This is a genomic window from Pseudomonas guariconensis, from assembly GCF_024127895.1.
Lineage (GTDB): Bacteria > Pseudomonadota > Gammaproteobacteria > Pseudomonadales > Pseudomonadaceae > Aquipseudomonas > Aquipseudomonas guariconensis_B.
The window spans coordinates 13,013-26,755 of sequence record NZ_JAMYBK010000037.1 but is presented as its reverse complement, the minus strand read 5'-3'; the positions used below and the strand labels follow the sequence as shown (position 1 = coordinate 26,755).

Below are 13,743 nucleotides of genomic sequence, written 5' to 3'. Positions count from 1 at the left end.
CATCAAGAACCCACGCCCGGATCGGTCCACTCTATGGCCAACGCAAGCCGCCACAGACCTACAAGAACGCGGTGCACGAGCGCCCGCATCACGTGACATCAGACCTGCCTATCCAATAACCCACAAGAAGGCGACCCCATGTCAGGCAAGTTCAAGAAACAGCTGTCGTTGCTGGACCTCACATTCATCGGCCTCGGCGCCATCTTCGGCTCGGGCTGGCTGTTCGCCGCCAGCCACGTCTCAGCCATCGCCGGCCCGGCCGGCATCCTGTCCTGGTTCCTCGGCGGCTTCGCCGTGCTGTTGCTGGGCATCGTCTATTGCGAACTGGGCGCGGCCCTGCCCCGTGCTGGTGGCGTGGTGCGCTACCCGGTCTACTCCCACGGGCCACTGCTGGGCTACCTGATGGGGTTCATCACCCTGATCGCCTTCTCCAGCCTGGTGGCGATCGAAGTGGTCGCCTCGCGCCAGTACGCCGCCGCCTGGTTCCCCTCGCTGACCCAACCGGGCTCCAGCGATCCGACCGTTCTCGGCTGGCTGGTGCAGTTCGGCCTGCTATGCCTGTTCTTCCTGCTCAACTACCGCAGCGTGAAGACCTTCGCCAAGGCCAACAACCTGGTCAGCGTGTTCAAGTTCATCGTGCCGCTGCTGGTGATCGGCGTGCTGTTCACCTTCTTCAAGCCAGAGAACTTCGAGGCCCAGGGCTTCGCCCCGTTCGGCCTGTCCGGCGTGGAAATGGCGGTTTCCGCAGGCGGCATCATCTTCGCCTACCTGGGCCTGACCCCGATCATCTCGGTGGCCAGCGAAGTGAAGAACCCGCAACGCACCATTCCCATCGCACTGATCCTCTCGGTGCTGCTGTCGACCGCGATCTACGTGCTGCTGCAACTGGCGTTCCTTGGCAGCGTGCCGACCGAGATGCTGGCCAACGGCTGGGCCGGCGTGACCAAGGAACTGGCGCTGCCCTATCGCGACATCGCCCTGGCGCTGGGGGTGGGCTGGCTGGCCTACCTGGTGGTGGCCGACGCGGTGATCTCGCCGAGCGGCTGCGGCAACATCTACATGAACGCCACGCCGCGGGTGGTCTATGGCTGGGCGCAAACCGGCACCTTCTTCAAGGTCTTCACCCGCATCGACGAACAATCAGGCATTCCACGCCCCGCGTTGTGGCTGACCTTCGCCCTGTCGGTGTTCTGGACCCTGCCCTTCCCTTCCTGGGAAGCGCTGATCAACGTGGTCTCGGCAGCGCTGGTACTGAGCTACGCGGTGGCACCGGTGTCGGTCGCGGCCCTGCGTCGCAACGCCCCCGACATGGCGCGTCCGTTCCGGGTCAAGGGCATGGCCGTGCTGGGCCCGCTGTCGTTCATCATCGCCGCGCTGATCGTCTACTGGTCCGGCTGGAACACCGTGTCCTGGCTGCTCGCCCTGCAGATCGTGATGTTCGTGCTGTACCTGCTGTGCGGCCGTTTCGTGCCCACCCAGCACCTGTCCCTCGCCCAGCAAGTGCGCTCGTCGGCCTGGCTGATCGGCTTCTACGCGCTGACCATCCTGCTGTCGTGGCTCGGCAGTTTCGGCGGCCTGGGGCTGATCGGCCACCCGTTCGACACCCTGGTCGTGGCCGCCTGTGCCCTGGGCATCTACTACTGGGGCGCACGCACCGGCGTGCCCGCCCACCTGGTACGCCTGGATGGCGAGGACGAAAGCGAGGCCAACCCGCAGCCCCAGCCCGGCCAGCACCCTGCCGCGCTGGCGTCCTGAACATCGCCCACTGAAATGGACATGCCCATGAAACACATCCACGTCATCGACTCCCATACCGGCGGCGAACCTACCCGCCTGGTGATCAAAGGCTTCCCCCGGCTGACGGGCAGCACCCTGGCCGAGCGCCGCGACGAACTGCGCGAACAGCACGACCAGTGGCGCCGCGCCTGCCTGCTGGAGCCACGCGGCAACGACGTGCTGGTCGGCGCGCTGTATTGCGAGCCGGTGTCGGCGGACGCCACCTGCGGGGTGATCTTCTTCAACAACGCCGGCTACCTGAACATGTGTGGCCACGGCACCATCGGCCTGGTCGCCTCGCTGCAGCACCTGGGCATGATCGGCCCCGGCGAGCACAAGATCGACACCCCGGTCGGCCAGGTCACGGCCACCTTGCACGAGGACGGCGCGGTGACGGTCGGCAACGTCCCGGCCTACCGCTACCGCCAGCAAGTGGCGGTCGAGGTCCCCGGGTACGGGGCGTTCCTGGGCGACATCGCCTGGGGCGGCAACTGGTTCTTCCTGGTCAGCGAGCACGGCCAGCGGCTGACGCTGGACAATGTCGAAGCCCTCACGGCATTCACCTGGGCGATGCTCAAGGCCCTGCAGGCCCAGGGCATCACGGGCGAGCACGGCGCGCCGATCGACCACGTCGAGCTGTTCGCCGACGATGCCAACGCCGACAGCCGCAATTTCGTCATGTGCCCCGGCAAGGCCTACGACCGCTCTCCCTGCGGTACCGGCACCAGCGCCAAGCTGGCCTGCCTGGCGGCCGACGGCAAGCTCGCCGCAGGCCAGGCCTGGGTGCAGGCGAGCATCACCGGCAGCCAGTTCGAAGGCCGCTTCCAATGGCAGGGCGAGCGCATTCGCCCGTTCATCACCGGCCGCGCCCACATGACCGCCGATAGCACCCTGCTGATCGACGAACAAGACCCTTTCGCGTGGGGCATCTGACCCGCCCCGCTCCCTTTACAAGCACCCCACCTGAACACCTGCGCCAAGGAGCACAGACAATGAGCGACAACATCTTCACCGGCTGCATGCCCGCCCTGATGACCCCCTGCACCGCCGAGCGCAAGCCGGACTACGACGCCCTGGTGCGCAAGGGCCGCGAACTGATCGAGGCCGGCATGAGCGCGGTGGTCTACTGCGGCTCGATGGGCGACTGGCCGCTGCTCAGCGAGGCCGAGCGCCAGGAAGGCGTGGCCCGGCTGGTGGCCGCCGGCATCCCGACCATCGTCGGCACCGGCGCGGTGAATACCCGCGAGGCGGTTTCCCACGCAGCCCACGCCGCCAAGGTCGGTGCCGCCGGCCTGATGGTGATCCCCCGCGTGCTCTCCCGTGGCGCCTCGCTGGCGGCGCAGAAGGCGCACTTCGCGGCGATCCTGCAAGCCGCCCCGGCACTGCCGGCGGTGATCTACAACAGCCCCTACTACGGCTTCGCCACCCGCGCCGACCTGTTCTTCGAACTGCGCCGCGAATACCCGAACCTGATCGGCTTCAAGGAATTCGGTGGCGGTGCCGACCTGCGCTACGCCGCCGAGCACATCACCTCCAAGGACGACCAGGTGACCCTGATGGTCGGTGTCGACACCCAGGTGGTCCACGGCTTCGTCAACTGCAATGCCACCGGCGCCATCACCGGTATCGGCAATGCCCTGCCCCGCGAGGTGCTGCAACTGGTGGCGCTGAGCAAGCAGGCAGCCAAGGGCGACGCCAAGGCCCGCCGCCTGGCCGGTGAGCTGGAGTCGGCGCTGGCGGTGCTGTCGTCGTTCGATGAAGGCTGCGACCTGGTGCTGTACTACAAGTACCTGATGGTGCTCAACGGCGACCAGGAATACACCCTGCACTTCAACGAAAGCGACGCGCTCACCGAGTCCCAGCGCAACTACGCGCACAACCAGTACACGCTGTTCCGCCAGTGGTACGCCAACTGGTCGGCGCAGCAGAACGTCGCCTGACACTCGCCTCCCCTCGCCCTGCGTCAGCTTCATGGCGCAGCGGCCTCTTCAGGATTCTTTCAGGACGCCAGCATGACTCTCACAGGCAACCTGCTGATCGGCCAGCAGGCCGTTACCGGCAACCGCGAAGCGATCCGGGCCATCGACCCGACCACCAACCATCCCCTGGAACCGGCCTACCCCGGTGGCACGCGCGAGCACGTGGACCGCGCCTGCGCGCTGGCCTGGTCGGCCTTCGACGCCTACCGCGAAACCTCGTTGGCGCAACGTGCGCTGTTCCTGGAAACCATCGCCGAGCAGATCGAAGCCCTGGGCGACGCGCTGATCGACCGCGCCGTCGCCGAAACCGGCCTGCCGCGTCCGCGCATCCTCGGTGAACGTGGGCGGACCTGCCAACAATTGCGCACCTTCGCCCGCACCGTGCGCGCCGGCGAATGGCTGGATGCGCGCGTCGACAGCGCGCAGCCGCAGCGCCAGCCGCTGGCCCGCCCGGACCTGCGCCAGCGCCAGGTGGCCCTGGGCCCGGTGGCGGTGTTCGGTGCCAGCAACTTCCCCCTGGCCTTTTCGGTAGCCGGCGGCGATACCGCCTCGGCCCTGGCCGCCGGTTGCCCGGTGGTGGTCAAGGCCCATGGCGCCCATCCCGGCACCAGCGAACTGATAGGCCAAGCGCTCGCCCGGGCGGTGGCGCAATGCGGCCTGCCCGAGGGCGTGTTCTCGCTGCTGCATGGCGCAGGGCGGGAGGTGGGCATCGCCCTGGTCAGCGACCCGCGTATCAAGGCGGTCGGTTTCACGGGCTCGCGCAGCGGCGGCATGGCCTTGAACCGCGCGGCACAGGCACGCCCTGAGCCGATCCCGGTGTACGCGGAAATGAGCTCGATCAACCCGGTATTCCTTTTCGACAACGCTCTGCAGGCCCGTGCAGAAGGGCTGGCGCAGGGCTTCGTCGCCTCGCTGACCCAGGGCGCCGGCCAGTTCTGCACCAACCCGGGCCTGGTGATCGCCCGCCAAGGGCCGACGCTGGAGCGTTTCGTCGCCGCGGCCGCCGAACACCTGGCTGGCATACCGGCACAGACGATGCTCACGCCGGGCATCTTCAGCGCCTACCAGGCAGGGGTCGCAGCACTGGGCGAGCACGCCCAGGCGCTCGCCAGTGGCCAGCCGGCCCTGGGGCCGAACCAGGGCCAGGCCCAGTTGTTCGTCGCCGACGCCTCGGCCTTTCTCGCCAATACCGCCCTGCAAGCCGAGGTGTTCGGCGCCTCGTCGCTGATCGTGGCGTGCCGCGACGCGCAACAGTTCGAGCAGGTTGCCGAACACCTGGAAGGCCAGCTGACCGCCACCCTGCACCTGGACGATGACGACCTGCCGGCCGCCCGCGCCTTGCTCCCGACCCTCGAACGCAAGGCCGGGCGCCTGCTGGTCAACGGCTGGCCGACCGGCGTCGAAGTCTGCGATGCCATGGTCCATGGCGGGCCGTTCCCGGCCACCCTCGATGCCCGCAGCACCTCGGTCGGCACCGCCGCCATCCTGCGTTTCCTGCGCCCGGTCTGCTACCAGGACTTCCCCGATGCCCTGTTGCCCACCGCCCTCAAGCACGACAACCCGCTGCACCTGCGGCGGCTGCTCGATGGCCAGAGGGAAGCCTAGGCAATGCCCAACGCCCTCCCCCTCGATCATGCCCACGCCGATGCCGACCTGGTGGTGGTCGGCGCCGGCATCGTCGGTGTCGCCTGTGCCCTCGAGCTGGCCCGCCAGGGCCGGCGGGTACAGGTCATCGACCAGCAGGCGCCCGGCCACGGCGCTTCGTTCGGCAACGCCGGCCACCTGGCCACCGAACAGGTGTTCCCGATCGCCGACCTGTCGATCCTCACGCGCCTCCCCGCCATGCTGCTCGACCCGATGGGCCCGCTGCGCCTGGACTGGCGACACCTGCCCCGCGCCTTGCCGTGGTTCGCCCGCCTGCTGCTGAACCTGCGCCCGGCCGCCTTCCAGCGCAGCGTGGCGGGCCTGCGTGTGCTCAACGAAGGCAGCCTGGCGGCGTGGCGGCAGTTGCTGGCCTCGATCGACCGTACCGCACTGCTCAAAGAGGACGGCTCGCTGCTGGTGTTCGAGCGCCCGGAGTCGCGCCAGGCGCTGGAGGCCCTGCAGTCGCGCCTGCGGCAACAGGCGGTGCCGGTCGAGCCGTGGTCCGCCCAGGCCGTGCAGGCGGCAGCGCCACAGTTGAGCGAAGGCATCCGGGGCGGCCTGTTCTTTCCCGCCACGGGGCATTTCCTCGACCCGTACCGTGTGGTCTGCGAACTGGTCGAGGCCGCCAAGGCCCAAGGCGTGCAGTTCCACCAGCAGCAGGTACGCGATGGCCGCCTGCAGGGGCAAGGCGTCACCCTGGTCACCGACCACGGCCCCGTGCGGGCGCGCCAGGTACTGATCGCCTGTGGCGCGCACTCGGCCCCACTGACCCAGGCGCTGACCGGCACCCGGGTGCCGCTGGACACCGAGCGCGGCTATCACCTGATGTTGCCCGGCGAACGGCAACGGCTGCCGTTCGCGGTCACCTCGCTGGAGCGCAAGTTCATCATGACGCCCATGGCCGGCGGCTTGCGCCTGGCCGGCACGGTGGAGTTCGCCGGCCTGCGCCGCCCGCCCCGCATGCAGCGCGCCTGGCAGTTGCTGAACCTGAGCAAGGGCCTGCTGCGCCACGACCTCGACGCCACTGGCGCGACCCCGTGGATGGGCTTTCGCCCTTCCTTGCCCGACTCATTGCCGGTGATCGACCGGGTGTGCGACGGCAAGGTGCTGCTCGCCTTCGGCCACCAGCACCTGGGCCTGACCCAGGCCGCGCTGACCGCGCAGTGGCTCGGGCGCCTGGCGCAGGGGCCGGTGGCGGGGCTGGAAGCCTACCGCCTGGCACGGTTCTGACGAGCCGCGCCTCACCCCCGGGTTTCGCACGCCCCGATAGGCTTGAGGTGCGCCACGAAGTTGCAGGGCCGGTGCCGTGCATCCAACTGCTCGGCGAGGATCCCCTCCCAGGCCGTGCGGCAGGCCCCGGTCGAGCCTGGCAGGCAGCACACCAGGGTGCCGTTGGCCAGGCCCGCCAGTGCCCGGCTCTGTACCGTCGAGGTGCCGATATCGAGGATCGACAGGGCGCGGAACAGCTCGCCGAAACCGTCGATGCGCTTGTCCAGCAGGCACTCCACCGCCTCTGGCGTGCTGTCCCGCCCGGTGAAGCCGGTGCCGCCGGTGACCAGCACCACCTGCACCTGGTCGTCGGCGATCCAGGTGGCGACCTGGGCGCGGATCTTGTACAGGTCGTCCTTGAGCAACTCCCGCGCCACCAGTCGATGGCCGATCTGCACGCAGCGGCTGGCCAGCAGTTCGCCGGACGTGTCGTTGTCGAAGGTGCGGGTATCGCTGACCGTCAGCACGGCGATATTGAGCGGTACGAACACCGCGTCCGGTTTCACACTCACCTGGGCTTGCTCCTGAATAGGCATTGTCCCGTGCCACGCTAGAGAGAAGCCTGCCCAGCGTCCAATCGATATGGCGAACCGGGCCATCGAGTGGGTCTATCGTCGGCAAGCCGGTTCGATAGAACAGAACATAACGCTTTGATTTAGCAGAGCCCTGTGGGAGCCGGCTTGTCGGCGATTGGGCCGGCCCTGACATCACCGACATATGGCAAGGGCTGCGCCCTTGATCGCGGGCAAGCCCGCTCCCACAGGGGCCCCTGCAAACCACATTACTTGTGATCGGCTCGCGCACTCTGTGGGCACCCGCCTCCCATACAATCGGCACTAAACATTGGCCAGCCACGGCCGACTTGGTTAAGGTCAACGCCATCGACTTCACCGCCCACCAGGCCACCCCATGGACATCAAGCAGCTCAAGTTCCTCATCGCCCTCGACAAGACCCGCCATTTCGGCCAGGCCGCAGCGCTGTGCCACATCACCCAGCCGACCCTGTCCATGCGCCTGCGCAACCTGGAGGACGAGCTGGACCTGGTACTGGTCAAGCGCGGCCAGCGCTTCGAGGGCTTCACCGAGGCCGGCGAACGCATCCTGGCCTGGGCCCGCACCCTGCTGGCCGCCCACGACGGCCTGCAGGCCGAGGCCGCCAGTTGCCGGGGCCAGGTGGTCGGCAGCCTGCGCCTGGGCACCGTGCCGCTGGCCAGCTTCAACCCCATGCACTTGCTGCTGCCACTGCGCGAGAAGTACCCCGAACTGCACTTCGAGCTCAGTTCGCTCAGCTCCGAGCAGATCACCGACGGCCTGAGCCGCAACCAGTTGGACCTGGGGCTCTGCTACCTGGATCAGGTCAACGCCAGCTTCTTCGAAGTGATCGAGCTGGGCACCACCACCATGGGCCTGCTGCACGACACCCGGCACTTCCAGTTCGAGCAGACCGAACTGTCCTGGGACAGCGTGGCCGACCTGCCCCTGGGCCTGTTGAGCAAAGGCATGCACTACCGCCAGGCGCTGGACCTGAGCCTGCGCAGCCGTGGCCTGGAACCGGCGGCGGTGCTGGAAAGCGACTCCACCTTCCAGCTGGTCCAGGCCATCAACAGCGGCGTGTGCTGCGCGGTGATGCCGCTGGAGTGCGGCCTGGAGGAGCTGTCCCAGCACATGCGCATCATCCCCATCGCCGACGCCAGCATCCACAGCCCGGTCGGCCTGCTGCTGCGCCGCAGCGAGCCCCGCTCGGCGATCGCCGAACAGTGCTTCGCCGAGGCCAAGGTGCTGTTCGCCAACGGCTGACGTTGTCAGGCTGGGATTAGCGCATCGCGGCTCGGCACCCCGTCGAGCAAGCGTACGATCCCCAGCGGGTTGCCGTCCTTGAGCGCATCCGGCAGCAGGGCATCGGGGTAGTTCTGGTAGCACACCGGGCGCAGGAAGCGGTCGATCGCCAGGCTACCGACAGAGGTGCCCCGCGCATCCGAGGTGGCTGGGTACGGCCCGCCATGGACCATCGCATCACAGACTTCGACACCGGTCGGGTAGCCATTGAGCAACAGGCGTCCGGCCTTGCGCTCGAGCACCGGCACCAGCGCCGCGAACTGGCGCAGGTCGTCCGGCTCGGCGATCAGGGTCGCCGTGAGCTGCCCGTGCAGGGCATTCAGGGCCTGGGCCAGCGCCTGCTCATCCGCCACCTCGACGAGCACGGTCGTCGGCCCGAAGACCTCCTCCTGCAGCAACGCATCACCGTCGATCAGCACCCGGGCCTCGGCCTGGAACAGCTGTGGCCGGGCCTGCCTGCCTTCCTGACGCTGGCCGGCCAGGTGGCGGATGCCCGGGTGGGCGTGCAGGGCCGCCAGTCCCTTCTCGTAGCTGGCCAGGGTACCGGCGTTGAGCATGGTCTGTGCCGGCTGGTCGGCCATGCGCGCGCTGAACTGCTCGACGAAGCGCGAGAAGGCCGGCGAGCGGATGCCGATGACCAGCCCGGGGTTGGTGCAGAACTGTCCGCAACCGAGCACCACCGAGGCGGCCAACTCGGTAGCCAGCGTCTCGCCCCGTACCTGCAGCGCCTCGGGCAGCAGTACCACCGGGTTGATGCTGCTCATCTCGGCGAACACCGGAATCGGCTGCGGCCGTGCAGCCGCCATGTCGCACAGGGCACGACCGCCCTTGAGCGAACCGGTGAAGCCGACCGCCTGGATCGCCGGGTGCTTGACCAACGGCTCGCCGACACCGGCGCCGTAAAGCATGTTGAACACACCGCTGGGCATGCCGGTGCGTTGCGCGGCGCGCAGGATGGCATCGGCCACCAGCTCGGCGGTGGCCATGTGGCCGCTGTGCGCCTTGAACACCACCGGGCATCCGGCGGCCAGGGCCGCGGCGGTATCGCCACCGGCAGTCGAGAATGCCAGTGGGAAGTTGCTCGCGCCGAACACCGCCACCGGCCCCACGCCGATGCGGCACTGGCGCAGGTCGACCCGTGGCAACGGCTTGCGCTCCGGCAGGGCGCGGTCGATCCGCGCGCCATGGAAATCCCCACGCCGCAGCACTTGGGCGAACAGGCGCATCTGACCGCTGGTACGGCCACGCTCGCCCTGAATGCGTGCCGCCGGCAATGCCGTTTCGCGGCAGACGATGGCGACGAACTCATCGCCGAGCAGGTCGATCTCCTCGGCGATGGCGTCGAGGAACGCCGCCCGGCGCGTGGCCGGCAGGTCGCGGTATGGCAAGAAGGCAGCGGCGGCCGCTTGCGCCGCGTCGTCCACCTCTTCCAGGGTCGCCTGGTGGAAGCTGTAGGGCAGCGCCTCGGCGGTGGTCGCGTCGATGCTCTGCAGCACGACCGAACCTGCCGCGCTACGGGCGCCAGCGATGTAGTTGTAACCGAGGATGGTTGGCATATCGACCTCATGATCGGGGGCCGCGCCACCGCCATCGGCAGGCGGCGCGACCCGGCAAAAGCGGATGGTGACGAGGATTCAGAGCGCCGCGACCTGTCCCGGCGCCATGGCCGGTTCGCCAGCGGCGATGCCGTTGCGCAGCGGCGCACCGAAGTCAGGCACGGCGATCTCGAAGGTGTCGCCCGGCACGGCCTTGATGCCGTCGGCAAAGGACAGCGTGGCCGTGCCGAAGTAATGCACGTGCACATCGCCCGGGCGCAGGAACTGGGCGTACTTGAAGTGATGGAACTCCAGGTTCTCGAAGCTGTGGCACATGTTGTCCTCGCCGGACAGGAACTCGCGCTCCCAGAGCACCTCGCCATTGCGCAGGATACGGCTGCGCCCTTGCAGGTGGCGCGGCAGCTCGCCCACGCGCAGCTCAGGGCCATAGGCGCAACTGCGCAGCTTGGAATGCGCCAGGTACAGGTAGTTGCGCCGCTCCATGACATGGTCGGAGAACTCGTTGCCCAGGGCATAGCCCAGCCGATACGGGCGGCCGTCGTCACCTATCACGTAGAGACCGACCAGCTCTGGTTCCTCGCCGGCATCCTCGGCGAAGGCCGGCAACGGCAGGTCCGCACCGGGGCGCACGACGATGCTGCCATCGCCCTTGTAGAACCATTCCGGCTGCGCCCCCGCTTCGCCGGCGGCGGGCTTGCCCCCCTCCAGGCCCCACTTGAAGATACGCATGGTGTCGGTGAGCGTGGTGTCGTCCTGCTCGCCGTGCTGGTGCATCTTGTCTCGCGTGGCGGCGCTGCCCAGGTGGGTCAGGCCGGTACCGCTGACCAGGCAGTGCGCCGGGTCTTCATGGTCCAACGGTGGCAGCACCCGCCCCGCCTCCAGCAGCCCGGCATAGGCCGGCCCGGCGTCGCAGCCACGGGCCAGTACTTCCTCCACCAGAGCGCGCCCACCACGGATCGCCGCCAACGCCAGCTCGCGGGTGCTGCGCACACCGCGCACCACCTGGACCTGCGTACCCTCGACCACTCCGACCTGGCGCTGGCCGGCCGGGTCTTCGAATTGAATCAACCGCATGTGTCTCTCCTCCCGTTCGACGGGCTGGGCGCCACCGAGCGGCAGCGCCCGGCGCGATCATTCGATGATGTTGAAGTCGCTGAGGTATTCCTCGGAAATCTCCAGGCCCAGGCCCGGCTTGTCGTCGTCCAGCTGGATGTAGCCATCCACCGGCTGCGGTTCGCCCTTGAAGACGTAGTAGAACAGCTCGTTGCCGACCTCGACGTCGAACACCGGGAAGAACTCGGCCATCGGCGAAGCGGTGCTGGCCATGGTCAAGTGGTAGTTGTGCATCTGCCCGGCGTGGGGGATCACCGGCACCGACCAGGCTTCGGCCATGGCGTTGATCTTGCGCGCGGCGGTGATGCCGCCGACACGGTTGGTGTCGTACTGGATGACGTCCACCGCGCGGCGCTCCAACAGGTCCTTGAAGCCATGGCCGGTGAACTCGTGCTCGCCGCCGGAGATCGGCATGATGCCCATCTTCTTCAGCTCGATATAACCTTCGATGTCATCGGCGATCACCGGCTCTTCCAGCCAGCGCGGCTCGAACTCGGCGAGCTTGGGCAACATGCGCCGGGCGTACTCCAGGGTCCAGCCCATGTAGCACTCGAGCATGATGTCGACGTCGGGGCCGGCCAGTTCGCGCAGGGCGCGGACCTGCTCGATGTTACGGCGCATGCCGGCCGGACCGTCCTTGGGGCCGTAGCCGAAACGCATCTTCAGCGCGGTGAAGCCCTGGTTCAGGTAACCCTGGGCTTCCTCGAGGAACACGTCGAGGTTGTCGTTGGCGTACAGCTTGGAGGCGTAGGTCCAGATCTTTTCCTTGGTGCGCCCGCCGAGCAGCTTGAACACCGGCTTGTTCACCGCCTTGCCCATGATGTCCCAGATCGCCAGGTCGACCGCCGAGATGGCCGCCATGCCGATGCCCTTGCGGCCCCAGGCATGGGTGCGACGGTACATTTTTTGCCAGATGTACTCGTTGTCGAAGGGGTCCTCGCCGATGCAGATCGGTGCCAGGTACAGGTCGATGATCTCCTTGGCCACGCGCGGGGCCAGGGCGCAGTTGCCGATACCGACGATGCCGTTGTCGGTTTCGATCTCCACCACCAGCCAGCCGTGGAAGCGGAACGAACCCATGGCGTCGCCGCGCTCGAAGAGGATGTCGCTGGCATTGGTGCAGAAATGCGCCTGGGGTGGCACGACCTTGCCTTTCCATTCGAAGACACGGGTACGCACGGATTTGATTTTCATGGTCACAGCTCCTATCACATGGCGTTGATCAGCCGGCCCGCGCGGGTTCGATCGGGGCAGGCGATGGTCGGGAAGATTTGAGTCGGGACAACAGGCAGGCCCCCAGGACACCCACCACGGCCAGGGCGAACATGCCGGCACGTGGATCGGCGAACAGGGTTTCGGTCAAGGTCTTGAGGTTCGGCGCGACGAAGCCGCCCAGGTTGCCCAGGGAGTTGATCAGGGCGATGCCGCTGGCCGCGGCCGCACCGCTCAGGTAGCCGGTGGGCAGGGTCCAGAACAGCGGCTGCACGGAAACGAAACCGGCAGCGGCGAAGCAGAAGGCCAGCACCACCAGCGGCAGGCTGCCAGCCAGGGCCGATGCCGCGATACCGGCGGCGGCCATGGCCAGCATGGCCACCGCGAGCTGGCGGTGCAGGCCGCTACGGTCGGCATAACGGGTCACCAGGCGGGTGACCACCAGGGCACAGGCCCAGGGAATCGCGGTGTACAGGCCGACGCTCAGGCCCACCTGGCCGTCCAGGAAGCTGGCGATGCGGGTCGGCAGGTAGAACACCACGCCGTACACGCTCATCTGCACGGTGAAGTACACCAGGCAGAACTTCATGACCTGGCCATTGCGCAGCGCACCGAGGAAGCCGTGCGGGCCATGGGCCTGCTTCTGCGCGTCTTCCTCGGCCAGCGTGCCTTCCAGCGCCTGTTTCTGCACATCGCTGAGCCAGCGGGCATTGCGTGGGCGGTCGACCAGGTAGAAGTAGGCGGCGATACCGACCACCGAGGCCATCAGCCCCTCGACCACGAACAGCCATTGCCAGTTGGTCAGGCCGAATACCCCATGGAACTCCAGCAACCAGCCGGACAACGGCCCGCCCAGCACCAGCGCCAGCGGCAGGCCGAAGTAGAACAGGCCCAGGGCCTGGGCGCGGCTCTGGGACGGGAACCAGTAGGTGAGGTAGAGGATGATGCCGGGGAAGAAGCCGGCCTCGGCGACGCCGAGCAAGAAGCGCAGCACGTAGAAGGTCGTGGCGTTGTCGGCGAACATCATCGCCGCGCTGACCAGCCCCCAGGTGACCATGATCCGGCACAGCCAGACCCGTGCGCCGAGGCGGTGCAGCATCAGGTTGCTGGGCACTTCGAAACAGGCATAGCCGATGAAGAAGATGCTCGCGCCGAAGGCGAAGGCCGCATCGCCAAGGCCGGTGTCGGCTTGCAGGAAGGCCCGGGCATAACCGACGTTGGCCCGGTCGATGAAGGCCAGTACGTACATCAGGATCAGGAAAGGCAGTAGCCGCGCGCGGCTGATGGAAATGGCCGAGGCCAGGGCTCTGGCGTGGTCGCTCATGGGGACTTCCTCGTGCTTGCCGTGATCGTCCTGC

Annotated in this window: 11 protein-coding genes; 6 read left to right on the top strand and 5 right to left on the bottom strand. The window is 67.8% G+C overall.

Annotation, left to right across the window (positions count from 1 at the left end; all coding sequences use genetic code 11):
- Positions 1-138: 138 nt before the first annotated feature.
- The 5 genes from NJF35_RS23370 (at position 139) to NJF35_RS23350 (ending at position 6,629) form a co-directional block, all read left to right on the top strand.
- Positions 139-1,755: an APC family permease gene (locus NJF35_RS23370; protein ID WP_225790852.1), complete on the top strand. Its 1,617-nt coding sequence runs from the start codon at positions 139-141 to the stop codon at positions 1,753-1,755.
- Between the two features lie 27 nt (positions 1,756-1,782).
- Positions 1,783-2,709, top strand: a complete 927-nt coding sequence (locus NJF35_RS23365) for a 4-hydroxyproline epimerase (RefSeq protein WP_225790851.1) — start codon at positions 1,783-1,785, stop codon at positions 2,707-2,709.
- 59 nt (positions 2,710-2,768) lie between these two features.
- A complete protein-coding gene (locus NJF35_RS23360; protein WP_225790850.1) occupies positions 2,769-3,716 on the top strand; it encodes a dihydrodipicolinate synthase family protein in 948 nt (315 codons plus the stop codon).
- Between the two features lie 72 nt (positions 3,717-3,788).
- A complete protein-coding gene (locus NJF35_RS23355; protein ID WP_225790849.1) occupies positions 3,789-5,360 on the top strand; it encodes an aldehyde dehydrogenase (NADP(+)) in 1,572 nt (523 codons plus the stop codon).
- A gap of 3 nt (positions 5,361-5,363) precedes the next feature.
- Positions 5,364-6,629, top strand: coding sequence for an NAD(P)/FAD-dependent oxidoreductase (locus NJF35_RS23350; protein ID WP_225790848.1), 1,266 nt, complete (start codon positions 5,364-5,366; stop codon positions 6,627-6,629).
- 11 nt (positions 6,630-6,640) lie between these two features.
- On the opposite strand, the gene moaB is transcribed toward NJF35_RS23350, so the two are convergent.
- Positions 6,641-7,180, bottom strand: coding sequence for a molybdenum cofactor biosynthesis protein B (gene moaB / locus NJF35_RS23345; protein WP_225790847.1), 540 nt, complete (start codon positions 7,178-7,180; stop codon positions 6,641-6,643).
- A 397-nt stretch (positions 7,181-7,577) separates the two neighbouring features.
- Between moaB and NJF35_RS23340 the strand changes: the two genes are divergently transcribed.
- Entirely contained in the window at positions 7,578-8,465 is an 888-nt protein-coding gene (locus NJF35_RS23340) for a LysR family transcriptional regulator (RefSeq protein WP_225790846.1), read from the top strand.
- 5 nt (positions 8,466-8,470) lie between these two features.
- Here NJF35_RS23340 and NJF35_RS23335 read toward each other — a convergent pair whose 3' ends face one another.
- From NJF35_RS23335 to NJF35_RS23320, 4 genes are all read right to left on the bottom strand, one after another.
- A complete protein-coding gene (locus NJF35_RS23335; RefSeq protein WP_225790845.1) occupies positions 8,471-10,060 on the bottom strand; it encodes an aldehyde dehydrogenase (NADP(+)) in 1,590 nt (529 codons plus the stop codon).
- 78 nt (positions 10,061-10,138) lie between these two features.
- The gene (gene araD1, locus NJF35_RS23330; protein WP_225790844.1) at positions 10,139-11,134 is read right to left on the bottom strand and encodes an AraD1 family protein; all 996 of its coding nucleotides are present in this window, start codon (positions 11,132-11,134) and stop codon (positions 10,139-10,141) included.
- 57 nt (positions 11,135-11,191) lie between these two features.
- A complete protein-coding gene (locus NJF35_RS23325) occupies positions 11,192-12,367 on the bottom strand; it encodes an L-rhamnonate dehydratase (protein WP_225790843.1) in 1,176 nt (391 codons plus the stop codon).
- 28 nt (positions 12,368-12,395) lie between these two features.
- Entirely contained in the window at positions 12,396-13,709 is a 1,314-nt protein-coding gene (locus NJF35_RS23320; RefSeq protein ID WP_225790842.1) for an MFS transporter, read from the bottom strand.
- Between the last annotated feature and the right edge of the window lie 34 nt (positions 13,710-13,743).

Bases quoted from the DNA above. Each gene is read 5' to 3' on its own strand.
- NJF35_RS23370 (WP_225790852.1), top strand. From the start codon at position 139: ATGTCAGGCAAGTTCAAGAAACAGCTGTCGTTGCTGGACCTCACATTC.
- NJF35_RS23365 (WP_225790851.1), top strand. From the start codon at position 1,783: ATGAAACACATCCACGTCATCGACTCCCATACCGGCGGCGAACCTACC.
- NJF35_RS23360 (WP_225790850.1), top strand. From the start codon at position 2,769: ATGAGCGACAACATCTTCACCGGCTGCATGCCCGCCCTGATGACCCCC.
- NJF35_RS23355 (WP_225790849.1), top strand. From the start codon at position 3,789: ATGACTCTCACAGGCAACCTGCTGATCGGCCAGCAGGCCGTTACCGGC.
- NJF35_RS23350 (WP_225790848.1), top strand. From the start codon at position 5,364: ATGCCCAACGCCCTCCCCCTCGATCATGCCCACGCCGATGCCGACCTG.
- NJF35_RS23340 (WP_225790846.1), top strand. From the start codon at position 7,578: ATGGACATCAAGCAGCTCAAGTTCCTCATCGCCCTCGACAAGACCCGC.
- NJF35_RS23335 (WP_225790845.1), bottom strand. From the start codon at position 10,060: ATGCCAACCATCCTCGGTTACAACTACATCGCTGGCGCCCGTAGCGCG.
- araD1 (WP_225790844.1), bottom strand. From the start codon at position 11,134: ATGCGGTTGATTCAATTCGAAGACCCGGCCGGCCAGCGCCAGGTCGGA.
- NJF35_RS23325 (WP_225790843.1), bottom strand. From the start codon at position 12,367: ATGAAAATCAAATCCGTGCGTACCCGTGTCTTCGAATGGAAAGGCAAG.
- NJF35_RS23320 (WP_225790842.1), bottom strand. From the start codon at position 13,709: ATGAGCGACCACGCCAGAGCCCTGGCCTCGGCCATTTCCATCAGCCGC.